Here is a 25,849-nt window from a genome sequence, read left to right on the forward strand (position 1 = left end):
TCTTTATATAACAATATAAGATGGCTTTTAGAAAAGAAAATAAAGTAAAGAGTAGTTTTTCGAAAATCACCGTAAGCTTAGCTTCTCCAGAAGAAATTCTAGAGGCTTCACATGGTGAGGTTCTAAAACCCGAAACTATCAACTACCGTACTTATAAACCAGAGCGCGATGGCCTTTTCTGTGAACGTATTTTCGGTCCAGTAAAAGACTATGAGTGTCACTGTGGTAAATACAAGCGTATCCGTTATAAAGGAATCGTTTGTGACCGATGCGGTGTTGAAGTTACTGAGAAAAAAGTTCGTCGTGAACGTACAGGACACATTCACCTTGTTGTTCCTGTTGCTCATATCTGGTATTTCCGTTCATTACCTAATAAAATAGGTTATTTGTTAGGAATACCAACAAAAAAACTAGACACAATTATTTACTACGAACGTTATGTAGTAATTCAATCGGGTCTAGCAGCTGAAGAAGGTATTGCAGAAAAAGATTTGTTGACTGAAGAAGAATATCTAAAAATATTAGATACACTTCCTAAAGAAAACCAAATGTTGGATGATACAGACCCTAACAAGTTTATCGCTAAGATGGGTGCTGAAGCAATCTATGATTTGCTAGCTCGTATCAATCTTGATTCTTTGGCTAATAACCTTCGCCATAAGGCAAATACTGATACATCTCAACAACGTAAAAACGAAGCATTGAAACAACTTCAAGTTGTTGAAGCTTTCCGTGGCTCGAAAGGTAAGAATAAACCAGAGTGGATGGTTGTTAAGATCGTTCCGGTTATTCCACCAGAACTTCGTCCGCTAGTCCCACTAGATGGCGGTCGTTTCGCAACTTCGGATTTGAATGACTTGTATCGTCGTGTTATTATACGTAACAACCGTCTTAAAAGACTAATCGATATCAAGGCTCCGGAAGTAATTCTACGTAACGAAAAACGTATGCTTCAGGAAGCTGTCGATTCACTATTCGATAACTCACGTAAATCTAGTGCAGTTAAGACAGATGCTAACCGCCCATTGAAATCGCTTTCAGATAGCTTGAAAGGTAAGCAAGGACGTTTCCGTCAGAACTTGTTAGGTAAACGTGTTGACTATTCAGCTCGTTCGGTAATTGTCGTTGGACCGGAATTGAAAATGCACGAATGTGGTATCCCTAAAGATATGGCAGCCGAGCTTTACAAACCGTTCGTTATTCGTAAATTGATCGAGCGTGGAATCGTGAAAACCGTTAAATCGGCGAAGAAGATCGTTGATCGTAAAGAGCCAGTTGTATGGGATATCCTTGAACATGTAATGAAAGGACACCCGGTACTACTCAACCGTGCTCCGACTCTTCACCGTTTAGGTATTCAGGCATTCCAACCTAAAATGATTGAAGGTAAAGCTATTCAATTGCACCCACTTGCTTGTACGGCGTTCAATGCCGACTTCGACGGTGACCAGATGGCTGTTCACTTACCGCTAGGTAATGACGCTATTCTTGAAGCGCAATTGTTGATGCTTGGATCTCATAACATCCTTAACCCTGCTAATGGAGCACCTATTACGGTCCCTTCTCAAGACATGGTTCTAGGATTGTATTATATTACAAAAATCCGTAAAGGAGCAAAAGGTGAAGGCCTAAGATTCTACGGACCTGAAGAAGCTATTATCGCTTACAACGAAGGTGCAGTAGATATTCATGCTCCGATACAAGTATATGTTCAGGACCTTGATGAAAATGGAAATGAAGTAACTGTAATGCGCGAAACTTCGGTAGGTCGTGTTATTGTTAATGAAAGAATTCCAATCGAGGCAGGTTATGTCAACGAAGTCCTTTCTAAGAAATCACTTCGTGATATTATCGGTCATATCATCAAAGTAGCTGGAGTTGCTAAAACAGCTCAATGTCTGGATGATATTAAAGAACTAGGTTACCAAATGGCATTCCGTGGAGGGCTGTCGTTCAACCTTGAAGATGTAATTATTCCGGAAGAAAAAGAAGCTTTGGTAAAACAAGGTTATGATGAAGTAGAACAAATTATAGGTAACTATAATATGGGATTCATCACTTACAACGAACGTTACAATCAGATCATCGATACATGGACACATATCAACTCGAAATTGTCTAATATCCTGATGAAACAATTGACAGAAGACGACCAAGGATTTAACTCAGTATATATGATGTTGGATTCGGGAGCCCGTGGTTCGAAAGAACAGATCCGTCAGTTGTCTGGTATGCGTGGTTTGATGGCTAAACCTCAGAAGAGTGGTGCTGAAGGCGGACAAATTATCGAGAACCCGATCTTGTCTAACTTTAAGGAAGGTCTTTCGGTACTAGAGTACTTTATCTCTACCCACGGTGCGCGTAAAGGTCTTGCCGATACTGCTTTGAAAACAGCCGATGCCGGTTACTTGACTCGTCGTCTTGTTGACGTTTCTCAAGATGTTATCATCAACGAAGAAGACTGTGGAACATTACGTGGACTTGTAGCTACCGAGCTTAAGAATAACGAAGAAACAGTTGCGTCTCTATACGAACGTATTTTAGGACGTGTATCTGTTCACGATATTCAACATCCGTTGACTGGCGAAATTATCGTACAAGCGGGTGAAGAAATCAAAGAAGATGAAGCTAAAGCTATTCAAAATTCTCCAATCGAACGCGTTGAAATTCGTTCAGTATTGACTTGTGAGTCTAAAAAAGGAGTTTGTGCTAAATGTTACGGACGTAACTTGGCTACAGGCCGTATGGTTCAGAAAGGTGAAGCTGTGGGTGTAATTGCTGCACAGTCAATCGGTGAGCCGGGTACACAGTTGACACTACGTACTTTCCACGTTGGGGGTATCGCTTCGAATATTGCTGCGGAAAGTAACATTACTGCAAAATATGATGGTATCATCGAGATGGACGAATTGCGTGTAGTTGATGTAGCAGACGAATCTTCTAAGAAAACTCAAATCGTGGTAAGCCGTTTGGTTGAGCTTCGCTTGGTCGATCCTAATACTAAGATTGTACTTCAAACGCATAACGTACCTTACGGTTCGAAACTATATTTCAAAGACGGAGCAAAAGTTAAGAAAGATGACCTTATCTGTGAATGGGATCCATTTAACGCGGTTATTATTTCTGAAGCTGCAGGACGTATCAAATTTGTAAATGTTATCGAAGGGGTAACTTACAAAGTTGAGTCGGATGAGCAAACCGGATTGAAAGAAAAGATCATTATCGAATCTCGTGATAAAACGAAAGCTCCTGAAGCTCAAGTTTTGGACGAAAAAGGTAACATCGTTAAGACATACAGTTTACCATTGGGTGCCCACTTAGTGAAAAACGACGGAGATACAATGGCTGCTGGTGAGACTCTTGTTAAGATACCACGTGCTGTAGGTAAAGCTGGTGACATTACGGGTGGTTTGCCTCGTGTAACTGAATTGTTCGAGGCGCGTAATCCATCTAATCCGGCTGTAGTATCTGAAATCGACGGTGAAGTATCATTCGGTAAGATTAAGAGAGGTAACCGTGAAGTAGTAGTAACTTCAAAATTAGGTGAAGTTAAGAAATATCTAGTTCCTCTATCTAAACAATTGCTTGTACAAGAAAACGACTTCGTTCGTGCAGGTATGCCGTTGTCAGACGGAGCAACTACTCCTTCTGATATCCTATCGATCATGGGACCAACTGCTGTTCAGGAATATATCGTGAACGAAGTTCAAGATGTATATCGTCTGCAAGGTGTGAAGATCAATGATAAGCACTTCGAGGTAATTGTTCGTCAGATGATGCGTAAAGTTGAAGTTGTTGATCCGGGAGATACTCGTTTCTTAGAGCAACAAACTGTTGACAAATACGATGTAATGGAAGAAAATGACCGTATTTGGGGTAAGAAAGTCGTTATCGACGCTGGAGACTCTAATGTGTTCGAGCCAGGACAAATAGTTACAGCTCGTAAACTGAGAGAAGAAAACTCAATGTTGAAACGTCGCGACTTACGTCCGGTAGAAGTACGTGATGCACTTCCTGCAACTGCTAGCCAGATACTTCAAGGTATTACACGTGCTGCTCTTCAAACGACAAGCTTTATGTCAGCTGCTTCGTTCCAGGAAACAACAAAAGTATTGAATGATGCTGCAATCAATGGTAAAGTTGATAGACTAGAAGGTTTGAAAGAAAACGTTATCTGTGGTCACTTGATTCCAGCGGGAACAGGTCAGCGTGAGTTTGATAAACTAATTGTAGGAACAAAAGAAGATTTCGATCGTATGAACGCAACTCGTAAAACAGTTGTTGATTTTGATACTGTAGAATAATCGTATCTTATGATAATATGAGTAGGAGTCCCTTTTTAAAAGGGACTCCTACTTTTTTATGGTAAAATGTATAATTGTAGGAAATAAATGTAACTTTATTCGTCTATGTGCGTCTAATAGATAAAGAAACAATTAGTAAAATTATATAACAGATTATATTATGGAAGAGAGAACAGTAAAATATTGCCCAAAATGCGGACAAAGTATGAGTAATGATGCTACGATTTGCCCTGGTTGCGGTGAACCTCAAGTAGTGTCTACACCACCTCCTCCGCCTCCACATTCAGCACCTTACTCACAAAATGTAAATTATGATCAGATATATTCTGATAAAGATTGGTTAACTACACTGTTACTAGCTATTTTGACTGGATGTCTGGGAGTTCACCGATTCTATACTGGTCATATTGCAATTGGAGTTATTCAATTGCTCACCGGAGGAGGTTGTGGTATTTGGGCTTTGATTGACTTGATAATGATTATAACAGGAAATTTCAAAGACTCAGACGGACGTATTATTAAAGAAAAGTCTCAGAGATAAGGTTTGAGCAATAAAATAAAAGCACAGTCCCTGAACTGTGCTTTTTTATTATTCTAGGGTTAATGATTTAGAATTTTCGGAAGCCCATCACTCGGCGAACTTCTTCCAGCGTTTTGCGAGCACTTTCACGTGCTTTTTCTGCTCCCATTTTTGTAACCTTGCTTAGATATTCTTCATTGTTACGGATGTCAAGTATACGTTCGCGTATAGGTGATGTCGTTTTGATGATATCTTCAGCCAACTGTTTTTTTAGATCACCATATCTGATATCACATGTGTTCCATTTGTCCTCGAAATGTTCTACGACATCTTGAGTCGAAACCACTTTTAGTAGAGTAAATAAATTCTCAATATAATCAGGCTTTTCTGAATTTGGAGCTTTCGGACCTTCGTCGGTAAGAGCACGTTTTACTTTTTTCTCTATAGCTTTCGGCTCATCTATCAAGTAGATACAATTGCCTTCCGATTTACCCATCTTGCCGCTACCATCCAATCCAGGGATCTTTATTAATTCTTGACCTTCTTCAAGATAAACGGTAGGTTCTTTGAATATTTCTTCTCCATATATATTATTGAAACGACGGGCGAATTTACGAGTCATTTCAAGGTGTTGTTCCTGATCTTTTCCTACAGGAACCTGATCGGCATTGTGCATCAAAATATCAGCAGCCATCAGTGTCGGATATGTAAGTAAACCTGCATTTACATTCTCAGGATTTTTACGAGCCTTGTCTTTGAACGAAGCTGTTTTTGCTAGCTCGCCCATATAAGCATGCATATTCAGAAGCAAGTATAATTCGCATACTTCCGGTACATCACTTTGTACATAGATTGTTGATTTCTCTGGGTCGATACCCGCAGCCAGATATTCAGTCAACACGCTCTTGACATTTGTGTGGAGCTGTGATGGATCTGGATGTGTTGTAAGTGAATGGTAGTCTGCAATAAAGAAGAAGCATTTGTTCTCGTTTTGCATCTTTACGAAATTGCGTAAAGCACCATAGTAATTTCCTAAGTGTAATTCTCCGGTTGAGCGGATTCCGCTAACTACTGTTTTCATATATTTTTGTTTATTTTATATTCTTGCTTTTTGAAGCTATAAAGATACAAAAAAGCAATGAATATGACATAAATGACTAATTTGAAGTAATTCTATTGTGTGTTTGTTCTTTTTGTTCTAAAAATCAATGATTGTTTGTCGTTTTGGCTGTTTGTTGCTATATTTGAAGAACTCAAAGATTATATAATCGTAAATATTGAATATTATGACAAAGATAAAGGTGCTAAATCCAATTGTGGAGATGGATGGTGATGAAATGACTCGTATAATCTGGGAATTCATCAAGGAAAAACTTATTCTCCCATACGTTGATGTAGATCTGAAATATTATGATCTTAGTATTCAAAATCGTGATCTAACGAACGATCAGGTGACGATAGATAGTGCCGAAGCAACAAAAAAATACAATGTAGCGGTGAAGTGTGCTACCATAACTCCGGACGAAGCGCGTGTTGAAGAGTTCGGTTTGAAAAAAATGTGGAAATCTCCCAATGGTACTATCCGTAATATAATAGGAGGTACGGTTTTTCGCGAACCAATCATTATGAAAAATATTCCTAGATTGGTCAATACTTGGGCTAAACCGATAATAATTGGTCGTCATGCTAATGCTGATCAATATAAAGCAACTGATTTTGTAACCAAAGGTAAAGGAACATTGACGCTGACTTTCACCCCTGAAAATGGAGATCCGCAAGTACATACAGTGTATAATTTTGATGGAAATGGGGTTGCTATGGGCATGTATAATACTGATGAATCGATTTATGGATTTGCTCATTCATGCTTCCGCTTAGCTTTGGATAAAAAGTATCCACTTTATCTGTCAACAAAAAATACTATCCTTAAGGCTTATGATGGACGATTTAAAGATATTTTTCAAGAAGTATATGAAAAGGAATATAAGTCGAAGTTCGAAGAAGTTGGAATAATATATGAACATCGTTTGATTGATGATATGGTCGCTTCGGCTTTGAAGTGGGAAGGTGGATTTGTCTGGGCCTGTAAGAATTATGATGGTGATGTTCAGTCTGACACTGTAGCACAAGGTTTTGGCTCTTTGGGATTGATGACATCAGTATTGCTTACTCCTGATGGAAAGACAATGGAGGCAGAAGCAGCTCATGGCACTGTTACACGCCATTATCGTCAACATCAGCAAGGTAAAGAAACATCGACCAACCCGATAGCTTCTATTTTTGCATGGACGCGAGGACTTGCCCATCGTGGACGGTTGGATGATAATCAGCCGTTGGTAGATTTTGCAGATAAACTTGAAAAAACCTGTATTGAAACTGTAGAAAATGGTTTTATGACTAAAGATTTGGCAATGTTGATACATGGAGATAAACTAGAGCGTTCGCATTATCTCAGTACACAAGATTTCTTGGGTGAAATTGATAAAGGATTGAAAAATAAGCTTTCAGTATAAGGCTATCTGTATTAGTCTCTTAAAATATGTACGAACATAAATTCATAAGTATAAATAATTCGAAAAATTAGACTGTGAAAAGAATTATAGATATCTTTGTGTGCGTTAACAGTGCCAAAAAACAAATATAACATGTCAATATCTTTTCAGACGGAAGACGTAAAGCAACCAAAGATTAAGAAACGCGAAGTTTCGGCTTGGATAAAGGCTGTTGCAGCTGATTATGGGAAAAAAGTAGGCGAATTAGCATATATGTTCTGTTCGGACGAGAAAATTCTCGAAGTGAACAAGCAGTATTTACAGCATGACTACTATACAGATATCATTACATTCGACTATACTGATGAAGATACAATATCGGGAGATATATTTATCAGTTTAGATACTGTTAAAAGCAATTCGGAAAAATTCGAAGTTAAATTTGAAGACGAATTGCATAGAATAATAATCCATGGAGTTCTTCATCTGTGCGGCATTAATGATAAGTCGCCCGAAGAACGCAAACATATGACCGAGTGCGAAAATAAAGCACTCGCAATGTATATCAGAGAATAATAATCATCAAGGTTTAACCCTTAATAAGCTATAATATCATTAAATGTTTAAAGTAGTAGACAAAGAATACTTTTCGGCTAACGTTGTTAAGCTGGAGGTAGAAGCACCACTAATTGCACGTAGTCGCAAGGCTGGACATTTTGTGCTTGTACGTGTTGGAGAAAAAGGAGAACGAGTGCCATTGACAATTGCTTCGTCTGACCTGTCAAAAGGAACAATTACGCTGGTAACTCAAGCTGTAGGATTATCGTCAAAGAAAATTTGTGCTCTCGAAGTAGGTGACTCATTTACGGATGTTGTAGGACCACTAGGTCAAGCAACGCATATCGAAAATTTCGGGACTGTAATATGTGCCGGAGGTGGAGTAGGAGTAGCTCCTATGTTGCCAATTATCGAAGCTATGAAAAAAGCAGGAAATAGAGTAATTTCGGTATTGGCTGCTCGAACAAAAGACTTGGTTATATTGGAAGAACAAGTGGCAAAATATTCGGACGAAGTTATCGTGATGACCGATGATGGTTCTTACGGAACAAAAGGACTTGTGACAAATGGAGTTGAAATGGTAATCAATCGCGAAAAAGTGGATTTGTGTGTTACTATCGGACCTGCTATTATGATGAAATTTGTTTCATTGCTGACTAAGAAATACAATGTACCAACAGTAGCATCGCTAAATACAATTATGGTTGATGGTACAGGTATGTGTGGAGCTTGTCGAGTGACGGTTGGCGGTAAAACAAAGTTTGTTTGTGTTGACGGTCCTGAGTTCGATGCTCATGAGGTGGATTTCGACGAAATGTTGATGAGATTAAAAGCATACAATTAAACAAAGAATACCGATGTCTGTATTAGAAGATCAAATAAAAGCACGTCGTAACGAAGCTTGGCGTGAAGAATTGCGTAAAAGCATGAAGGCTAAAGAGCGTACTGATAGAGAAAGGGTACATATGCCCGAACTTGATCCTGAAGTTCGTAGCCATGAATTGAAAAAAGAAGTAAACTTGGGATTGACAGAAGAATTAGCAGTAGGAGAAGCTATTCGTTGTCTTGACTGTGTAAACCCTACATGTATGGAGGGTTGTCCAGTTGGAATCAATATCCCTACGTTTATAAAAAATATAGAAAGAGGTGAATTCCTTGAAGCTGCTCGTGTATTGAAAGAAACAAGTGCTCTCCCTGCTGTTTGTGGACGTGTTTGTCCTCAAGAAAAACAGTGCGAAGAAAAATGTTTCTACACAGTAAAACTAAAAAAAGACGCAGTAGCTATTGGTTATCTAGAAAGATTTGCAGCAGACTATGAACGTTTGAGCGGAAATATCTCTATTCCGGAAATGGCTCCTGCTAATGGAATAAAAATAGCTGTAGTGGGTTCAGGTCCTGCTGGATTGTCTTTTGCTACTGATATGGCTAAATTTGGCTATGATGTAACAGTATTTGAAGCTCTTCATGAAATTGGAGGTGTTTTGAAATATGGTATTCCTGAATTTCGTTTACCAAACGAAATTGTTGAGACTGAAATTGATATCCTTCGCAAGATGGGTGTGAAATTCGAGAAAGATTGTATTGTAGGAAAAACTATCTCTCAAGAAGATCTGAAAGAAGCGGGATTTGAAGGTGTATTTATAGGTAGTGGGGCTGGTTTGCCTAACTTTATGAATATACCAGGAGAGAACCTTATCGGAGTGATGTCTTGTAACGAGTATCTGACTCGTGTCAATCTGATGGATGCAGCTAGCGAAGATAGCGACACTCCTGTTCAGAAAGGTAAACGTGTTGCTGTTATCGGCGGTGGTAATACGGCAATGGATGCTGTACGTACTGCACGTCGTATTGGTGCTGAAAAAGCTATCATTGTATATCGCCGTTCGGAAGAAGAAATGCCAGCTCGTCTGGAAGAAGTAAAGCATGCCAAAGAAGAAGGCATTGATTTTATGTTCTTGCACAATCCGTTGGAATATAAAGGAGATGAAAATGGTCGCGTCACAGCTATGCTTCTTCAGCGTATGGAATTGGGTGAGCCTGATGCCTCGGGACGCCGCAGACCAGTTGCTGTAGAAGGTGCTACGGATTGGGTTGAAGTTGATGAAGTAATTGTTAGTGTTGGGGTATCTCCGAATCCATTAATTCCGAGATCATTTAGCGGCTTAGATGTCACCAAATGGGGTACTATTGTAGTGAATCAGGAAACTATGGAGACTGATGTTGAAGGTATTTATGCCGGAGGCGATATCGTGCGTGGTGGGGCTACGGTAATCCTTGCTATGGGTGATGGCCGTAAAGCTGCGGCTATGATGGATAAGGCAATTAAAGGGAAAGAATAACCATCCTTATAGAATGTATTGTTGAAGAGAATATTGTAAACGACTTACAATATTCTCTTTTTTTGTTTCTAAATTGCTACCTTTACGAGAACGACAAAAATTACTATTATGAAAAAAGTATTATTTATCGCTTTAAGCGTAGCGCTATTTATGGTTTCTTGTGGAGGAACAACGAAACAACAACAAGAAACAAATGCAGAAACCAATGAGGCGAATGCAGATCCTCAAGAAGCTGTAGCTAATCAGATCAAGTTGACTATTGCATCAGATCAAGTTGATTGTACAGGAGTAGGCCCTCAGAAATGTTTTTTGATTAAACAGGAAGGTGAAACTGATTGGAGTTTTTGGTATTCAGGTATTCAAGAATTCAATTACGAACCAGGTTACGAATATGTAATCGAGGTTAAAGTGGATACTGTTGCTACACCAGCAGCTGACGCATCATCTATAATTTATACTTTTGTTCAGGAAATTTCGAAGACCCAGAAACAATCGGAAAATATGCCTAGTATTCCTGCTGCTAAATAAGCAAAAGGAAAGTATTTTACAGTTAATATAACAGATGGAGTAAGGAATCGTTGACGGAATTGTCGCATGATTCCTGCTCATCTTTAACTGAAGTGTGCAGGAAGTATGTCTGTTCACTTGTTAACCCTAAATCTTTAACTATTTTATGACAAAATGATAATTTTTTTCATGTGAAAGTATAACCTCATTTTGAATATAAAAGGTTAAATTTGTATGAGTATTTTATAATATGACAAATTAATAGATTCGGAAGAAAAAAATCGAATGATTTTTTCCTTTTATCACCACAATAAAACACATATATGGGAAGAGAGATTAAACTTAGCTTAGTGTATCGTGACATGTGGCAATCATCTGGTAAATACCAGCCACGTGTAGATCAGTTAGTGAAAATTGCGCCGGTAATCATCGATATGGGTTGCTTTGCACGTGTTGAAACTAACGGAGGAGCATTTGAACAAGTAAACTTGTTGTACGGAGAAAATCCGAATATATCGGTTCGCGAATGGACAGCTCCGTTTAATAAAGTGGGAATTCAGACACATATGTTGGAGCGTGGTTTGAACGCACTTCGTATGTTCCCGGTTCCAAAAGATGTACGTCAATTGATGTTCCAGGTAAAACAAAAACAAGGAACAAATATTTCTCGTTCGTTCGACGGATTGAATGACCCTCGCAACTTGGAACTTTCTGTTAAGTATGCAAAAGAAGCAGGCATGATTTCTCAGGCAGCTCTTTGTATCACATCTTCTCCGATACATACAGTAGATTATTATGTAAAATATGCAGATCAATTGGCAGACTTTGGAGCCGATGAATTCTGTTTGAAAGATATGGCTGGTGTTGGTCGTCCTGCATTCCTAGGAAAACTAGTGAAAGCATTGAAAGATCGCCATCCAAATATTCCGATCCAATATCACGGACATACAGGACCAGGCTTCTCGGTAGCTTCTATGTTGGAAGTTGCTCGTGCGGGTGCTGATTATCTAGATACAGCGATTGAGCCTCTAGCTTGGGGTATGGTGCATCCGGATGTTATCACTATCCAAGCGATGTTGAAAGATGCTGGCTTCTCAGTGCCTGAAATCAATATGAGTGCATATATGGAAGCTCGTCAATTGACTCAAGAATTTATGGATGACTTCTTGGGCTACTTCATTGACCCTTCTAATAAAGTTAGTACTTCTTTGCTTGTAGGTTGCGGACTACCAGGTGGTATGATGGGATCAATGATGGCTGACTTGCGTACAATGCATCCTGCTATCAATATGGCTCTTCGTAACAATGGTAAAGCTGAAGTGTCGGTAAACGACCTTGTAGTTCAACTGTTCGAAGAAGTAGAATATATTTGGCCTAAGTTAGGTTATCCACCATTGGTTACTCCATTCAGCCAATATGTAAAAAATATTGCATTGATGAATATCTTCTCAATGGCTCAAGGACAACCACGTTTCTCTAATATCGATAAAGATAGCTGGGGTATGATTCTTGGTAAATCAGGTCAGCTTCCGGGTAAACTTGATGATGAGATCATCGAATTAGCTAAATCGAAAGGTGAAACATTCTATACAGGTAATCCACAAGAAGAATATCCAGATGTTCTTGATAAATATCGTAAAGAAATGGATGAACTTGGATGGGATTATGGTCAAGATGATGAAGAACTATTCAGCTTTGCTATGTTCGATCGTCAATATCGTGACTTCAAATCGGGAGCAGCTAAAGAGCGTTTCAATAAAGATCTAGAAGCAGCTAAAGCAAAAGCTGGTGCTCCGATCATTGTGACTCGTGAAGTTATTGAGGTCCCTCGTTTTGATGCTGAGGCTATTCAAGCAAAATATCCTAATGCTCAACCATTGCAATCGACTGTTGCTGGTCAGGTTATCTGGCAAGTTGATGTTGATGATGTATCTTCTGCTCCGGTTGTAGGAACAAAAGTAAACGAGGGTGATGTTGTTTGTTTCATTCAGACATATTACGGAATTGAAGAGGTTAAAGCTCTTAAATCAGGTAAGATTGTCCAAATCGAAACTAAGCAAGGAGATAAAGTTCAAAAAAATCAAGTACTTGCCTATATTGACTAATATTTGCTAGTATTATTATAGAGATAGGGGGAAGAAAGTCATTTTCTTCCCCCTCTTTTTTTTGTAGTTGGAAATGCAATAGTTATTAAAAAATACTATATAACGAATTGAATCTATCAATAGTTTCTATACTTGTTGTTTTGTGATTTTTTGACTATATCTTTGCATCCTGAAAATTAACTTAGATAGTTCATTTGTCTAAATTTTACAGAACACACAGACTTCTATATATAGGTCGATAAAGACCGCTTTACAAACAAAGTTCTAGAGCTAATTTACTGAAGAACAATGTTTAGAATTTAATATTCAATAATAAGGCTTCATTTCGATGGAGCCTTATTTATGTAATTATGAATATTTTGAGTTTCTTTGTGAAATGCTTTATTTAAAAAGGAATATAGACGATACACTTATTGCACTTTGGAAGATTGAAGAATCTTTCGAGGATCTATTGGCTATGCTAGAGAATAAATCTCAGCTAAGTCATATTCTGCAAATAAAGTCGAATAAAATAAAGATAGAGAAACTAGCTATTAGAGCTCTCATTAAAGCTGTCTTTGGTTGTGAACTTGATTTAACGTATAACAATGCAGGACGTCCCTTTTTGGTTGGCGATGATCGTAATATATCTATATCTCATACAAATGGATTTGCTGCTATTGCAATTAATCCGTTGTCAGAAGTCGGTATTGATATTGAGTTCGTGTCAGATAAGATTCTTCGTGTGAAAGACCGTATTATTTCGAAGGATGAATATATAGACTCAGCGAAAGAATTGACACACATTCTACTTCATTGGTGTGCGAAAGAGTCAATGTTTAAAGTTATGGATTCGGAGGGTGTCGATTATATCGATCATATGCATGTTACTCACTTTGATCCAGTTGATGAGGGATGGTTTAAGGCGACAGAATCTAGGACAGCTGAGAATAAAAGTTTCGATGTGTTTTATATTGTAAATTCTGAATTTGTATTAACCTGTTTGAGTAAATAATAAAATGAGTTATAGTTATGCTTGCAGCTATTAGTACTATAATCAATCTGGTTTTTGATATACTGAACTTTCAATTGTATCAAGATGAACATTTGACTATTCGAGTTCGGACTATTGTATTTGCTATTGTAGTCTTTATTATAACCTGCATTCTGCTTCGGGTTGTGAAGAAAGCAATAGTACGGCTTTACTCAGAAACTGATAAGGGTAGGATAGAGACTGTGTTTAATTACGTTAGTTATTTTGTGTATCTAATCGTATTCTTTTCGTTGTTGAGTGGTATTGGTGTTAATATAACGATGTTTTTAACGGCTTCTGCAGCCTTGTTTGTCGGATTGGGATTTGCGTTGCAGCAGATATTTCAGGATTTGATAGCTGGAATTTATATTCTCTTTGATAAAACACTTAATGTAGGCGATATTATTCATATTGAAGGTAAAGTTGCACGTGTTAAAGTCATAAATCTTCGATCTACAATTGCCGAGACTCGAGATAGAAGAATAGTGGTTATTCCGAATCGCATGTTTATTAACGATGTTGTTAATAACTGGACTCAGGATCATAATGTGATAAGAGCTACCATCGAAGTTGGGGTTTATATTGGAACGGATGTGCAGCTCGTTAAAAAGTTATTGTTGAAGAGTGTTGAGAATGTAGGTGATGTGTTGAAGGATCCTGCGCCAATTGTAATGCTTGACAATTTTGGGGAATCTTCTGTTCGCTTTTGTTTGCGCTACTTTATTTGCGATGCTTTCAATAACGATCGCATTGCAAGTGATATTCGCTTCGAAATTGATCGTTTATTTAAGGAGAATGGAGTGAAGCTTCCAGTTCCAGTACTCAAGTTGGAAAAAGAATAAGCACAACCATTGGAGGATTGTGCTTAGTGTTATTTGTTTGATCAAGTCTCTAAGAGTGCATAAAGTCTATTTCGAACGAAATACTGTTATATGCTTCTTGTTTTATAGGGCTGGGATCGTTTTTGTAGATTGATAGCCTCTTTAGTATGCTATCTGCTTCTTCCTTTGATCTTCTAACAAGATATTTAAGAACAGACAATGATGCGTTTCTTCGGAATAAGTCATTTGCAATAATATCAGTCCAGATAAACTCATTAAAATAGGAATGATCAATTTTATTATCAGCTTTTTTTGTGACAAATAATCTAACAAGGAGCCAGTATCCAGTGGTTCTGGTTTCTTCGTCATTGCTATTGGCCCATTTTAATGCGATCTTATTCGCGATAGGTGACTTCTGAAATAAGTTGATGCAGATTTGTTCGCGCATCTCCTGTAGCGTGATTTCGGAAGCCCATTTATCTGCTATATCTTCAGTAAATTCATTTATCGGATATAGAATAGTAGCCAAAATTTTCAGCTCGCGAGTTTCTTCGCTCCATAGAGCTTCTGCAAGTTGCTTATTTGGCTCGTATTCATCAGCAATACGTTTTATTTGTTCTTGTAGAAGTCCAAAGTTTAGCTTGTAATCTAAGCCTCTTTCACGCATGCTTGTTGAGGCGATGCCGTTCATTGCTAGTCGGCATTTAGTACGTATATCCCTTAAAGCGTCTTGTAACTCCATTTTATTAGATTTCGTAGTCAACAGCTTTGCGGTCAGATACAGCTTCGCGGATAAATGGAAGAACAGCTTGATGTAGCGGATGTTTCTGGTAGAAATCTAAAGCTTCGCGCGATGTAACTTCTGAATATAATACTACGTCGAAGTTTCCATTACCAAGAAAGTCTATGCCAACTTCGGCTTTCAGTAGGCCTTCAATCTTGCCGTTCAAATCTTCAAGCTTTTCTTTTATCAAACGTGCGTTTGTTTCTTTATTATTGCCGTGTGCTTCTTCTTTCAGCTGCCACATTACTATATGTTTTACCATTATCCTATAATTTAGTTATTACTTAATATTCTTAATATCTTCAAATCTTTTGATTTCGCCATTTGGTAGATAAACAAACGGGGAGTTTTCTAAGGCAAATTTCACCCTTTCAGGTGTAACTTGATATCCCATTAGTTCAGCTAAGATATAACATAAATTTACAGTGTTGAAATTTTCGTCTTCCGAATTTTTATATTTTTTGACTAGATTATCTATATCTATATCCGTAAAATTGAAGAAGATTAGAGGTATACTATATTGATCTTCAAATTCTTTCATAAATCCATGTCCAGTGCCAACTATTTCTCCATGATCAGATATGTATATAGCGATACTATTTTTGTCTCCTTTTAAAGAATTGTATATTTCTCTAAGTACTCGATCGGTGTGGTGTATGCTTCTGTCGTAATTGTCTATATTGTTGAACGTGTTATCATTTGTGCTTTTGGGTATTGCTTTTTCGTCTTTGCTATCAAATTTGGATGAATAATATATATGGCTTCCAAAAAGATGAATCACTGTAAATTGCTTTTGATTGATATCATGCTTTTCTTTTATGATAGGTGTCAATGTTATATCTTTAATGATGCTGTGATTCGGATCTAGTAAGCTCGGTGAGTCGGTATAATAGACGTTTTCTGCTTCTGTTGGGAATGTTGATATAATGTTTTCGGGTCCACCTAATGAGGGCTGGTTTGATATCCAATATGTCTCATAATCTTTGTTGACGGCTATGCCTAAAATACTTTTGATGTCTAGGTCTTTTGATGTGAAGTTTACACCAGAGAAGCTTAAAAGTCTAAGTATTGACTGCGCTGTTGAAGGTGCAGCTGATATTGCACAATGAAACGAGAATGAAGTAGTTTTAACCTGTTTTAAGCTGTCAAGAAATGGTGTAGTAGGGCGCTTATAGTCATATAATGAATAATGTTGCCTATTTGAGCTCTCTCCGATTATCAAATATATTCGGTCTATTTGCTGCGCCGTGTCGATGCTATCCGTAAAAAGAAAACTTGGTTCTTTTCTGGAGGTAATATTGTTTATATTATTCTTTATGTTATTGTATTCCTCGATCGCAATATATAGAGTTGTAATATTGGAATACAGTACTGGTGATGTGTATGTTAGGTATATAGTCGAATGGTATCCCAGGCTAAAGTTCGGTAGTGCTAATATCTTGTTTGTGATAGGACCTTTTCCCAGCTGTAGGTCGTGTGCTCGGTATATTATCGATATAAAAGATAAGATGAATAAGAATGTGATTGTTAATATTGGTATAGGTAATTTCTTTTTGAATTCTTTCTCTGATAATGATAGAAGTATAGTATTGGCAACTATTGATATTATGGCTGTAATGAAGAATGTAGACCCCATGTCTAGGGCTTCTTTTTTATCTGTATTTAGTATTGATACCACGGTTTCAGTCCATATCCAATCTGAGAATTCGAGAGAGAAAAATGTTGCCCACGATATGAAGAATATGATTGCTATGTTCAGTATTATTTTTATAGGTTTATATGGTATTTGAGCAATGATACTAATTAATAGCATCACAGAGATGATGTTGATGACTAAAGGTATGCTGAATATGAAGCCATTAGGTCTGAATGCTATATATAGTAAAAAAAAGAAGTATATAATTGAGAATTTGTAACAACGTAAAAAATCGGTTGTAAATTTTTTAAGATTGATGAGTATTTGTTTTGCGTACATTGTTGTAGTTCTGTATTGTAAATATAAAAAGGCCGTACAAATGTACAGCCTTTTTTATAATTAAGCGAATAAAATTATCCGTTGATTTTAGCCATGCTAGCGATTAGCTCAAGAACTTTGTTTGAGTAACCCCACTCATTGTCATACCAGCTAACAACTTTAACAAAAGTTGGGCTCAGTTGGATACCAGCTTTTTCGTCGAAGATTGAAGTACGAGAATCGCCTAAGAAGTCAGTTGAAACAACTTCTTCGTTAGTGTATCCAAGGATACCTTTCAATTCGCCTTCTGAAGCATCTTTCATTGCTTGGCAGATTTCTGCGTAAGAAACTTCTTTGGCTAGACGTACTGTAAGGTCAACTACTGAAACGTCCAAAGTAGGAACGCGGAATGACATACCTGTCAATTTACCGTTCAATTCAGGGATAACTTTACCTACAGCTTTAGCAGCTCCTGTTGATGAAGGGATGATGTTGCCAGCAGCAGCACGTCCACCTCTCCAGTCTTTCGCTGAAGGACCGTCTACAGTTTTTTGAGTTGCAGTTGTAGCGTGAACTGTTGTCATCAATCCTTCTAGAATACCGAATTTGTCATTCAATACTTTAGCGATAGGAGCAAGACAGTTAGTTGTACAAGATGCATTAGAAACGATTTGAGTTCCTTTTACATATTTATCATCGTTAACTCCGCAAACGAACATAGGAGTATCGTCTTTTGAAGGAGCTGACATAACTACATATTTAGCACCAGCTTGGATGTGTGCACCAGCTTTTTCTTTATCAAGGAAAAGACCTGTAGACTCAACTACATATTCAGCACCAACTGCATCCCATTTAAGGTCTGCTGGATTTCTTTCTGCTGTTACGCGGATAGTGTTTCCGTTTACAATTAGGTTGCCGTCTTTAACTTCTACTGTTCCGTTGAAACGACCGTGCATTGAGTCGTAACGTAACATATAAGACATATATTCTACGTCAATTAGGTCATTGATACCCACGATTTGGATATCGTTTCTTGTTTGAGCAGCACGGAAAACTAGACGACCGATACGTCCAAAACCGTTAATACCTACTTTAATCATTTTTTTTTACTTTTATTGGTTAAAAAATTGAATTAATTCACTGTCGTATATGCTTTTATGTTCGAAAACATTTAAAGCTTTTCCTTTTGGCGATAGTTACTTCTCAAAAGGCACACAAAGATAGTGAAATATCTTTATTAAATAAATGTAATTATGTTGTTTTTTGGCCTTTATCTTTTAAAAAAGATTATTTTGTTAGACTATTTTGTTGTTTTGATATCTGCTCTTTGCATTTATTGCTATTTGTGTTTTGAGGGATAGAATCTATGATCTAAAAATAATTGAGTAATCTTGATCTCAGTTCTATATGAGTCATGATGTTTTTTTGTTTTGGAGAATGTGGAATGCTTACTTTTTAAGAGATTTGTTGTTATTGGGAGTAGGATCTAAATCAATGTTTAAGATAGCATGGTATATTGCATCGATTACGTTTGCCATTCGTTTGATGTCAAGTGTCTCCATCTTGTCTGTTTTTTGATGATAGTTTTTGTTTCTGAAAAAAGCAGAGTTTGTAACCATCATAGCGTCGAAGCCAAATTCCCAATAATTAAGGTGGTCGGAGAAGTCAATCCCTTCGATATCAAAAGGTGCTTTGAAATTACTAGTCTCTATAGTTTCGGCGTTGATGAATTCTTTTGAGAAATTTTTCACAAAATCGCCATAGCCTTTCTTTTTTACAAGTAAAATAAAGTCTCCACGCGTACCATAGGCAACCTTCATTACCTTGATAGGGTAGTTTTGTGAGCCTTTCTCGTCGCTAAAATAGCCGATCATTTCGATTGCGGCCATACCATAGACCTTCGTCTTGGAATCAATAAGAGATTTTGCATGTACGTAGCTGCCCATGTGAGGGGTTCTGAAGAATGGAGGTTCCTCCAGAGTGTAGGCAACTAATTCAAGAGGGCGTGTCAGGCTCTTATTTTTTAGCATGCGTACAATTTCTAGTAATGCTACAACGCCTGAAGCGTTGTCGTCGGCTCCTTCTTGATCGCCACATACATCATAGTGTGCGCCGATTATCATTGTGGGTTTGTCTATTTTCGTCCCGAAGCGACATATTACATTTTTATAGGCATTACCCTTTACTTCATAAGTCTGATAGTAAGTAGTATCAGCATATTGCTGAAAGGTATTGAAGATGTATTCTGCTGTTTGGTTTAGTGCTTTGATATTTTTATAGTTTCGGTATTCATCTGTTTTGGTAATTGTGGTTAAATGATTTTTTATTAAAGTAGTGTCAGATTGCGCATAAGCTCCGGTTGTGAGGCTTATTATTGTAATAGTGATGATTGTTGCCAGTCGTTTCATGATATGTGTGATTAGGGTTTGTGGATATGTTATAGCCATTTATGTTGTTTATACCAATCGATTGATTCTTTTAGCCCATCTTTGAGGTTATATTTTGCTTTGAAATTTAAATCGTTGATTAGGGGGGTAATGTCGCATTTCCAATTTCGCTGGCTCATGATAATGTATTTATCACGATTTAGGGTTGATGCTTTTTTTGTGAAAAAAGAAATACTTTCACTTATTATGGAAATCCCTCTCAATAAGAAAAATGGGATTTTGAAGTTGAGTGTGCGCTTTTTGTCTAATGTCTCTTTGATTAACTCGGTATATTCCTTATCGGTATAGGTATTGCCATCAGCAACAAAGTATGTTTTGTTGATTATATCAGACTCAATTCCATTGAATATGGCTTGAGCGAGATCTTTCACGTATATAAAGGTGAGATGCTGGGGTTTGAATCCTGCGCCTATGTTGAGTCCTGATTTTACGGTTTTAAGCATCATGAAGTAGTCTTTTTCGCGCGGACCGTATACGCCGGTTGGACGGAAAATGAGGTGGGGTAGTGTTTCTGTACTTCTTATATAATTCTCGGCTTTGACTTTGCTCCTGCCATAGGCTGTATTTGGTTTTGGTGTATCTTCTGTGAAGAAAGGTTTCTGTCCAGTTTCGTCTCCTTTTCCCATGACGCTGAGGCTGCTCATGAATATGAATTTGCAAGGAGTGTTTTGTGTAGAAATCAATGCATCGATAAAGTTGACGGTATTTTGATAATTCACTCGGTCGAAATCATCCTTATTTAAGCATTTAGTTACTCCGGCATTGTGTATTATGTAGTCGAATTTGCCATTTTTTTGATAAAACTCGGAAAGTTGTTTTTCCAATTTTTCTTTGCTGTTAAAATTAAAATCGATAAATTTGATCCGTTGGTCTTGAAGGTAATCAAGATTGCTGGACTTGCGGATGCCGGCCCATGTGTCGTAGCCACGACGGAGAGCTTCTTCGACAAGAAAGCTGCCTATAAAGCCGCTGGCACCGGTGATTAGAATTTTCGGCGAGTTGGACATTTGATGCGAGATTGAATGTTTACTGCAAAAGTAGTAAAATTGTAATTGCTTGTTTTTGAGACGAGAGGTAATTCGCTTGTCTGATAAAATAATTGAACTTTAACACAATAATAATTTGTAAATTCCAAAATAATATCTAAATTTGCATCCCGATTTTGCAGCTTAATATACAAGAATATAAAATAAAAACGATATAGCGATGTCCAAAATTTGTGAAATAACAGGAAAAAAGGCTATGGTTGGTAACAACGTTTCGCACTCTAACAGAAAAACTAAGAGACGTTTTGATATCAATCTATTTACCCGTAAATTCTACTGGGTAGAGGAAGACTGCTGGATTACATTGAACGTAACAGCTGCCGGTCTTCGTACAATTAATAAGATAGGTTTGAACGCTGCAATTCAAAAAGCAGCCGAAGCTGGTTATCTTCAAACTATCAAAGTAATATCTTAATTTAAGGAGGTTCTAGAGATGGCAAAGAAAGCAAAAGGAAACAGAATCCAAGTTATTTTGGAATGCACAGAGCACAAGGAAAGTGGTATGCCGGGAACTTCTCGTTACATTACTACTAAGAATAGAAAAAATACTACAGAGAGATTGGAGTTGAAAAAATACAACCCAGTTTTGAGAAAAATGACTGTTCACAAAGAAATTAAGTAAAACAAGATAAGCCATGGCAAAAAAAGCAGTAGCAGGTTACCGTGACGCGTCTAATAAAGATGGTCGTAACTATGCAAAAGTTATAAAAATGGAAAAATCTCCTAAAACAGGTGCTTATGCATTTAAGGAAGAAATGATTCCAAACGAACAAGTAAAAGACTACTTGGCGAAATAATCGCTCTTACGATATAAAGAAACCTCCAGCATTTTAATGTTTGGAGGTTTTTTATTGTCTGTTTTCGTCTTGTAAATTATTGTTATTCTGTATTAAAGTATTAATTTTGATGCAGGAATCCGAAAGAACTATAAATCATAAAATATTATACAATGGCTTTATTTGGACTTTTTTCGAAACAAAAAAAGGAGACTTTAGATAAAGGGTTAGAAAAGACAAAAGAATCGATGTTTTCGAAATTGTCGCGTATAGTGGCAGGTAAGTCGAAAGTAGATGAAGATGTGTTGGATAATCTGGAAGAAGAATTGATCTCTTCGGATGTTGGTGTTGATACAACACTGAAGATTATTGATCGAATCGAAAGCCGTGTAGCTAAAGATAAGTATCTGGGTACCGAAGAATTGAATCGTATTCTTCGTGAAGAAATAACAGCATTGTTGACAGAAAACAATGCAATGGATATTGAAAATTTTGAATTGCCAACCGATAAAAAGCCATATGTGATTATGGTTGTCGGTGTAAATGGTGTTGGTAAAACGACTACAATTGGTAAGTTGGCAAACCAATTCAAGAAAGCAGGGAAAAGTGTATATCTAGGAGCTGCAGATACTTTCCGAGCAGCTGCGGTAGAACAACTTGTGATTTGGGGTGAACGCGTAGGAGTTCCGGTGATAAAACAAGCAATGGGTTCGGATCCGGCATCGGTAGCTTATGATACGCTAAGTTCGGCTAAAGCTAATGATGCAGATGTTGTAATTATTGACACAGCAGGTCGTTTGCACAATAAAATTGGTTTGATGAACGAATTGACCAAGATTAAGAAAGTAATGGATAAGATTGTTCCGGGAGCTCCACATGAAGTCCTTCTTGTGTTGGATGGCTCGACAGGACAAAATGCTTTCGAACAAGCTAAACAATTTACGGCTGCGACTGATGTTACGGCTTTAGCTATAACTAAACTCGACGGTACTGCAAAAGGTGGAGTTGTGATCGGTATCTCTGATCAGTTTAAGATTCCTGTAAAATATATTGGATTAGGAGAAGGAATAGATGATCTGCAGATTTTCCAACGAAAGGAGTTTGTAGACAGCTTATTTGGAGAATAATATTTAATGAAGAAAAATAGAATTGATGTAATAACGCTCGGATGCTCTAAGAATTTAGTTGACTCCGAGCTTTTAATGAAACAGCTATTGGCTAACGGATACACTGTGAAGCATGATCCGGAAGAGCCTGAAGGTGAGATAGCTGTCATAAATACTTGTGGATTTATTGGCGATGCCAAAGAGGAATCGATCAATATGATCCTACAGTTTGCTGAAGCTAAAAAGAATCGCAAGCTGAATAAGTTGTTTGTAATGGGTTGTCTTACTGAACGGTATATGGACGAACTCCGTCAGGAAATTCCGGAAGTGGATAACTTTTATGGCAAATTTAGCTGGAAAGCTTTGATAACAGATCTTGGAAAATCGTATGATCAAGATTTAGCTCAGCAAAGAAGCATTACTACACCCAAGCATTATGCCTATCTGAAAATATCGGAAGGTTGCAACCGTACTTGTTCGTATTGTTCTATTCCAATAATGACGGGGAAACATATTTCACGCCCAATGGAAGAAATAGAAGAAGAGGTTCGCGGCTTAGTAGCTTCGGGAGTTAAGGAGTTTCAGGTGATAGCACAAGACTTGTCTTTCTACGGATTGGACTTGTATAAAACAATGAAATTGCCTGAATTGGTTGAACGTATAGCAAAAATTGAAGGTGTTGAGTGGATTCGTTTGCATTATGCATATCCGGCCCACTTTCCTTACGATCTGCTTCGTGTGATGCGTGAAAATGATAATGTATGTAAATATCTGGATATTGCATTACAACACGTGAGTGATAATATGTTGAAGAAAATGAGACGTAATATCACAAAAGAGGAAACATACAAATTGCTGGAAACCATTCGTAAAGAGGTTCCCGGAATACATATTCGTACGACGTTGATGGTTGGTCATCCGGGCGAAACAGAACAAGACTTCGAAGAACTGAAACAGTTTGTGAAAGATATTCGTTTCGAGCGTATGGGGGCTTTCCCTTACTCGCACGAAGATGGAACTTATGCGTGGGATAACTACGAAGATGTTATCGAAGATGAGGTTAAGCAAAGCCGAATGGATGAATTGATGGGTTTGCAGGAAGAAGTTGCTATGGCTTCGAATGAGTCCAAAATAGGAAAAGTTTTGCGTGTTATCATTGATAAAGAGGACGAAGATTATTATATTGGCAGAACAGAATTTGATTCGCCGGAGGTCGATCCTGAAGTTTTGATTGAAAAAAACTTCGAGTTGGAGATTGGTGAATTTTATGATGTGAAGATTACTGCAGCTCAGCCATTCGATCTGTATGGCGAGGTTGTCGAATAATTTAAATCTACGATCTAGCTTATGACGAATCAGGAATTAATAGCGGCTTTGGCTAAACGTCTGGAATGGACGCAACGCGATACGGGAGATATGCTTGAATCTTTAGTCGGAATTATTAATAAAGAATTATTGGATGATAATTCAGTTAATATTCAAGGCTTTGGTTTGTTTGAACCAAAGAAGAAAAAAGATCGTATTTCTGTTAATCCTGTAAGCAAGCAGCGATTTTTAGTTCCACCAAAGATAACTTTGGCCTTTCGTCAAGGGCAAACAATGAAAGATAACCTTAGAAAATTAACTGTAGATGAGTAAACGATTGACATTACAAGATCTGGTTGATATTCTAGCCGAGAATAAAGGTATCACTAAAAAAGATGCCGAAAACTTTGTGCGCGAATTATTCGCTGTTATTTCTGAAAATATAGAAAAGAAAGATTCAGTACGGATAAAAGATTTTGGAACGTTTAAACTCGTTAAAGTTAATAGTCGTAAGAGTGTAGATGTAAATACGGGACAGGATATTGAAATACCAGCTCATTATAAATTGGGATTCACTCCGGATAAATCGTTGCGAGATCGTATCAATGCTCCTTTTGCTCATTTCGAAACTACCTTGTTGAACGATGGCGTTAATTTCGAAGATACAGAAGAGTTTTCGGAAACGCTTGAGGCTTTGGCTAACGACGAATCTGAAGATCTAACAGATAATGTTGAGCAAGATCAAGCAAAAGAGGAGATAGAATCTACAGAGCCGAGTATAATCGAAGATACTGTGATCGAAGATACAGTAGCAGTATCGAATGGTATTGAAGCTATTTTGTCTACTGAAAGTGAGGTTCGAGAATTAATTGAGGAGCAGATTGATCTTCCAATTGAAGAAGAGCAAGAATTGCCTGCTGAAGTTGAAAATGAGCCAATTGTTGAAGATGAAATAGTAGGTCAAGAGGTTATCCTTCCGGAAATAGAAGAAGTTATAGTTGAGGATGATATTGATGATATCGGCGACGAAGGTGAAGGTTCTAAAACTTTAGTTTGGATATTATCAATCTGCGCAGTTCTTCTGATCTTGGGTGGAATCTATGTCTTTAGGAATCAAATATTCGGTCCGAAAGATACGGATGCTAGTATCGTTTCTATCGAAAATAATGTAGATGCAGCACCATCAGATCCAATAGATAGTAATGCTGGTGCTCAAGACTCGGTAGCATTAGCAAGTGATACTATAATAAATAATAGTATTCAAGTCCTTGTTCCACTAGATACGATCAAGATAGAATATGGAGATACTATGCGCAAGCTTGGATTGAAATATTACGGTAATAAGTCTTTCTGGGTTTATATCTATCAGGAAAATATAGACAAGATTAATGATTTTAACAATGTCCCTATCGGAACACCTTTAGTAATTCCTGCTGCTGAAAAGTATGGTATTGATGCTAATAGCGAAGAGTCATTAGCTAAGGCAAGAGAATTGGAAGAAGGGTATTGGACACCTCAAAATTAACATAAATGAATATAGGAGATTTATTATCAAATAAGATAGTTCAAATTCTGATAGCTTTGTTTATTGGAATTTCTTTGCTTGTATATAAGTATGATTTATTGAAGGTTATTTGGCCTGAGAAGTCAAACATTGTAGCTATTGATCAGAATAATAAAGATATTAAGATATATGATGATACTTTAACCAATAAATCGTTAGTGGATAGTCTTACTATTGATGAAAGTATTGGTGCATCAAAAGCTGAATAG

The 25,849-nt window shown here is 37.4% G+C and carries 25 protein-coding genes; 18 read left to right on the forward strand and 7 right to left on the reverse strand.

The features are described from left to right. Nucleotides 1-20: 20 nt before the first annotated feature. Together rpoC and C1A06_RS07220 are read left to right on the forward strand one after the other, a co-directional pair. On the forward strand, nucleotides 21-4,304 hold the full coding sequence (gene rpoC, locus C1A06_RS07215) for a DNA-directed RNA polymerase subunit beta' (RefSeq protein WP_101689575.1): 4,284 nt from the start codon (nucleotides 21-23) through the stop codon (nucleotides 4,302-4,304). 160 nt (nucleotides 4,305-4,464) lie between these two features. Continuing rightward, complete coding sequence (locus C1A06_RS07220) at nucleotides 4,465-4,845, forward strand: TM2 domain-containing protein (protein WP_145996361.1); 381 nt, start codon at nucleotides 4,465-4,467, stop codon at nucleotides 4,843-4,845. 67 nt (nucleotides 4,846-4,912) lie between these two features. Here the strand turns inward: C1A06_RS07220 and trpS are convergent, their stop codons facing one another. Continuing rightward, nucleotides 4,913-5,905 (reverse strand): tryptophan--tRNA ligase, encoded by a 993-nt coding sequence (gene trpS, locus C1A06_RS07225; RefSeq protein ID WP_101689576.1) that lies wholly within the window; start codon nucleotides 5,903-5,905, stop codon nucleotides 4,913-4,915. A gap of 205 nt (nucleotides 5,906-6,110) precedes the next feature. On the opposite strand from trpS, the gene C1A06_RS07230 reads away from it, so the two are divergent. From C1A06_RS07230 to C1A06_RS07265, 8 genes are all read left to right on the forward strand, one after another. After that, nucleotides 6,111-7,337, forward strand: coding sequence for an isocitrate dehydrogenase (NADP(+)) (locus C1A06_RS07230; RefSeq protein ID WP_101689577.1), 1,227 nt, complete (start codon nucleotides 6,111-6,113; stop codon nucleotides 7,335-7,337). 132 nt (nucleotides 7,338-7,469) lie between these two features. Further along, nucleotides 7,470-7,892, forward strand: a complete 423-nt coding sequence (gene ybeY, locus C1A06_RS07235; protein WP_101689578.1) for an rRNA maturation RNase YbeY — start codon at nucleotides 7,470-7,472, stop codon at nucleotides 7,890-7,892. A 43-nt stretch (nucleotides 7,893-7,935) separates the two neighbouring features. Beyond that, a complete protein-coding gene (locus C1A06_RS07240) occupies nucleotides 7,936-8,718 on the forward strand; it encodes a sulfide/dihydroorotate dehydrogenase-like FAD/NAD-binding protein (RefSeq protein WP_101689579.1) in 783 nt (260 codons plus the stop codon). Nucleotides 8,719-8,731: 13 nt separating this feature from the next. Next, nucleotides 8,732-10,213: an NADPH-dependent glutamate synthase gene (gene gltA / locus C1A06_RS07245; RefSeq protein ID WP_101689580.1), complete on the forward strand. Its 1,482-nt coding sequence runs from the start codon at nucleotides 8,732-8,734 to the stop codon at nucleotides 10,211-10,213. Between the two features lie 108 nt (nucleotides 10,214-10,321). Further along, a complete protein-coding gene (locus C1A06_RS07250; RefSeq protein ID WP_101689581.1) occupies nucleotides 10,322-10,741 on the forward strand; it encodes a DUF4377 domain-containing protein in 420 nt (139 codons plus the stop codon). A 302-nt stretch (nucleotides 10,742-11,043) separates the two neighbouring features. Continuing rightward, entirely contained in the window at nucleotides 11,044-12,825 is a 1,782-nt protein-coding gene (locus C1A06_RS07255; RefSeq protein WP_101689582.1) for a hydroxymethylglutaryl-CoA lyase-like TIM-barrel protein, read from the forward strand. Nucleotides 12,826-13,153: 328 nt separating this feature from the next. After that, nucleotides 13,154-13,819, forward strand: coding sequence for a 4'-phosphopantetheinyl transferase family protein (locus tag C1A06_RS07260; protein WP_101689583.1), 666 nt, complete (start codon nucleotides 13,154-13,156; stop codon nucleotides 13,817-13,819). 17 nt (nucleotides 13,820-13,836) lie between these two features. Further along, nucleotides 13,837-14,679, forward strand: coding sequence for a mechanosensitive ion channel family protein (locus C1A06_RS07265; RefSeq protein ID WP_101689584.1), 843 nt, complete (start codon nucleotides 13,837-13,839; stop codon nucleotides 14,677-14,679). A gap of 49 nt (nucleotides 14,680-14,728) precedes the next feature. On the opposite strand, the gene C1A06_RS07270 is transcribed toward C1A06_RS07265, so the two are convergent. The 6 genes from C1A06_RS07270 to C1A06_RS07295 form a co-directional block, all read right to left on the reverse strand. Further along, entirely contained in the window at nucleotides 14,729-15,400 is a 672-nt protein-coding gene (locus tag C1A06_RS07270) for a DNA alkylation repair protein (RefSeq protein WP_101689742.1), read from the reverse strand. Between the two features lie 4 nt (nucleotides 15,401-15,404). Beyond that, nucleotides 15,405-15,704 (reverse strand): Dabb family protein, encoded by a 300-nt coding sequence (locus C1A06_RS07275; RefSeq protein ID WP_101689585.1) that lies wholly within the window; start codon nucleotides 15,702-15,704, stop codon nucleotides 15,405-15,407. Nucleotides 15,705-15,722: 18 nt separating this feature from the next. Continuing rightward, nucleotides 15,723-17,255 carry a phosphoethanolamine transferase gene (locus C1A06_RS07280; RefSeq protein WP_159461391.1) on the reverse strand — a complete coding sequence of 511 codons (1,533 nt, stop codon included), beginning with the start codon at nucleotides 17,253-17,255 and terminating at the stop codon, nucleotides 15,723-15,725. A 236-nt stretch (nucleotides 17,256-17,491) separates the two neighbouring features. Then, entirely contained in the window at nucleotides 17,492-18,496 is a 1,005-nt protein-coding gene (gap, locus tag C1A06_RS07285; RefSeq protein WP_101689587.1) for a type I glyceraldehyde-3-phosphate dehydrogenase, read from the reverse strand. A 348-nt stretch (nucleotides 18,497-18,844) separates the two neighbouring features. Continuing rightward, the gene (locus tag C1A06_RS07290; protein ID WP_245872025.1) at nucleotides 18,845-19,843 is read right to left on the reverse strand and encodes a M28 family peptidase; all 999 of its coding nucleotides are present in this window, start codon (nucleotides 19,841-19,843) and stop codon (nucleotides 18,845-18,847) included. Beyond that, on the reverse strand, nucleotides 19,834-20,850 hold the full coding sequence (locus C1A06_RS07295) for an NAD-dependent epimerase/dehydratase family protein (RefSeq protein WP_101689588.1): 1,017 nt from the start codon (nucleotides 20,848-20,850) through the stop codon (nucleotides 19,834-19,836). Before C1A06_RS07295 ends, C1A06_RS07290 begins: the two co-directional genes overlap by 10 nt. Nucleotides 20,851-21,049: 199 nt before the next feature. Here C1A06_RS07295 and rpmB point away from each other — a divergent pair, with 199 nt between their 5' ends. The 8 genes from rpmB to C1A06_RS07335 all read left to right on the forward strand — a co-directional run bounded on the left by rpmB (nucleotide 21,050) and on the right by C1A06_RS07335 (nucleotide 25,849). Beyond that, nucleotides 21,050-21,304: a 50S ribosomal protein L28 gene (rpmB, locus tag C1A06_RS07300; RefSeq protein WP_101689589.1), complete on the forward strand. Its 255-nt coding sequence runs from the start codon at nucleotides 21,050-21,052 to the stop codon at nucleotides 21,302-21,304. 18 nt (nucleotides 21,305-21,322) lie between these two features. Further along, nucleotides 21,323-21,511 (forward strand): 50S ribosomal protein L33, encoded by a 189-nt coding sequence (gene rpmG / locus C1A06_RS07305; protein WP_101689590.1) that lies wholly within the window; start codon nucleotides 21,323-21,325, stop codon nucleotides 21,509-21,511. A gap of 13 nt (nucleotides 21,512-21,524) precedes the next feature. After that, the gene (locus tag C1A06_RS07310) at nucleotides 21,525-21,686 is read left to right on the forward strand and encodes a DUF4295 domain-containing protein (protein WP_101689591.1); all 162 of its coding nucleotides are present in this window, start codon (nucleotides 21,525-21,527) and stop codon (nucleotides 21,684-21,686) included. Between the two features lie 152 nt (nucleotides 21,687-21,838). Further along, nucleotides 21,839-22,792, forward strand: coding sequence for a signal recognition particle-docking protein FtsY (ftsY, locus tag C1A06_RS07315; protein ID WP_101689592.1), 954 nt, complete (start codon nucleotides 21,839-21,841; stop codon nucleotides 22,790-22,792). Nucleotides 22,793-22,798: 6 nt separating this feature from the next. After that, nucleotides 22,799-24,097 carry a 30S ribosomal protein S12 methylthiotransferase RimO gene (gene rimO / locus C1A06_RS07320; RefSeq protein ID WP_101689593.1) on the forward strand — a complete coding sequence of 433 codons (1,299 nt, stop codon included), beginning with the start codon at nucleotides 22,799-22,801 and terminating at the stop codon, nucleotides 24,095-24,097. Between the two features lie 21 nt (nucleotides 24,098-24,118). Then, a complete protein-coding gene (locus tag C1A06_RS07325) occupies nucleotides 24,119-24,409 on the forward strand; it encodes an HU family DNA-binding protein (protein WP_101689594.1) in 291 nt (96 codons plus the stop codon). Further along, nucleotides 24,402-25,601 carry an HU family DNA-binding protein gene (locus C1A06_RS07330; RefSeq protein ID WP_101689595.1) on the forward strand — a complete coding sequence of 400 codons (1,200 nt, stop codon included), beginning with the start codon at nucleotides 24,402-24,404 and terminating at the stop codon, nucleotides 25,599-25,601. The genes C1A06_RS07325 and C1A06_RS07330 overlap by 8 nt, the downstream gene beginning before the upstream one ends. Before the next feature lie 5 nt (nucleotides 25,602-25,606). Next, nucleotides 25,607-25,849, forward strand: a complete 243-nt coding sequence (locus C1A06_RS07335; protein WP_101689596.1) for a hypothetical protein — start codon at nucleotides 25,607-25,609, stop codon at nucleotides 25,847-25,849.

The organism is Dysgonomonas massiliensis, from assembly GCF_900240225.1.
Classification (GTDB): Bacteria; Bacteroidota; Bacteroidia; order Bacteroidales; family Dysgonomonadaceae; genus Dysgonomonas; species Dysgonomonas massiliensis.

Coding starts and splice junctions, on each gene's coding strand:
- rpoC (WP_101689575.1), top strand. CDS start 21: ATGGCTTTTAGAAAAGAAAATAAAGTAAAGAGTAGTTTTTCGAAAATC.
- C1A06_RS07220 (WP_145996361.1), top strand. CDS start 4,465: ATGGAAGAGAGAACAGTAAAATATTGCCCAAAATGCGGACAAAGTATG.
- trpS (WP_101689576.1), bottom strand. CDS start 5,905: ATGAAAACAGTAGTTAGCGGAATCCGCTCAACCGGAGAATTACACTTA.
- C1A06_RS07230 (WP_101689577.1), top strand. CDS start 6,111: ATGACAAAGATAAAGGTGCTAAATCCAATTGTGGAGATGGATGGTGAT.
- ybeY (WP_101689578.1), top strand. CDS start 7,470: ATGTCAATATCTTTTCAGACGGAAGACGTAAAGCAACCAAAGATTAAG.
- C1A06_RS07240 (WP_101689579.1), top strand. CDS start 7,936: ATGTTTAAAGTAGTAGACAAAGAATACTTTTCGGCTAACGTTGTTAAG.
- gltA (WP_101689580.1), top strand. CDS start 8,732: ATGTCTGTATTAGAAGATCAAATAAAAGCACGTCGTAACGAAGCTTGG.
- C1A06_RS07250 (WP_101689581.1), top strand. CDS start 10,322: ATGAAAAAAGTATTATTTATCGCTTTAAGCGTAGCGCTATTTATGGTT.
- C1A06_RS07255 (WP_101689582.1), top strand. CDS start 11,044: ATGGGAAGAGAGATTAAACTTAGCTTAGTGTATCGTGACATGTGGCAA.
- C1A06_RS07260 (WP_101689583.1), top strand. CDS start 13,154: ATGGAGCCTTATTTATGTAATTATGAATATTTTGAGTTTCTTTGTGAA.
- C1A06_RS07265 (WP_101689584.1), top strand. CDS start 13,837: ATGCTTGCAGCTATTAGTACTATAATCAATCTGGTTTTTGATATACTG.
- C1A06_RS07270 (WP_101689742.1), bottom strand. CDS start 15,400: ATGGAGTTACAAGACGCTTTAAGGGATATACGTACTAAATGCCGACTA.
- C1A06_RS07275 (WP_101689585.1), bottom strand. CDS start 15,704: ATGGTAAAACATATAGTAATGTGGCAGCTGAAAGAAGAAGCACACGGC.
- C1A06_RS07280 (WP_159461391.1), bottom strand. CDS start 17,255: ATGCTATTAATTAGTATCATTGCTCAAATACCATATAAACCTATAAAA.
- gap (WP_101689587.1), bottom strand. CDS start 18,496: ATGATTAAAGTAGGTATTAACGGTTTTGGACGTATCGGTCGTCTAGTT.
- C1A06_RS07290 (WP_245872025.1), bottom strand. CDS start 19,843: ATGGCTATAACATATCCACAAACCCTAATCACACATATCATGAAACGA.
- C1A06_RS07295 (WP_101689588.1), bottom strand. CDS start 20,850: ATGTCCAACTCGCCGAAAATTCTAATCACCGGTGCCAGCGGCTTTATA.
- rpmB (WP_101689589.1), top strand. CDS start 21,050: ATGTCCAAAATTTGTGAAATAACAGGAAAAAAGGCTATGGTTGGTAAC.
- rpmG (WP_101689590.1), top strand. CDS start 21,323: ATGGCAAAGAAAGCAAAAGGAAACAGAATCCAAGTTATTTTGGAATGC.
- C1A06_RS07310 (WP_101689591.1), top strand. CDS start 21,525: ATGGCAAAAAAAGCAGTAGCAGGTTACCGTGACGCGTCTAATAAAGAT.
- ftsY (WP_101689592.1), top strand. CDS start 21,839: ATGGCTTTATTTGGACTTTTTTCGAAACAAAAAAAGGAGACTTTAGAT.
- rimO (WP_101689593.1), top strand. CDS start 22,799: ATGAAGAAAAATAGAATTGATGTAATAACGCTCGGATGCTCTAAGAAT.
- C1A06_RS07325 (WP_101689594.1), top strand. CDS start 24,119: ATGACGAATCAGGAATTAATAGCGGCTTTGGCTAAACGTCTGGAATGG.
- C1A06_RS07330 (WP_101689595.1), top strand. CDS start 24,402: ATGAGTAAACGATTGACATTACAAGATCTGGTTGATATTCTAGCCGAG.
- C1A06_RS07335 (WP_101689596.1), top strand. CDS start 25,607: ATGAATATAGGAGATTTATTATCAAATAAGATAGTTCAAATTCTGATA.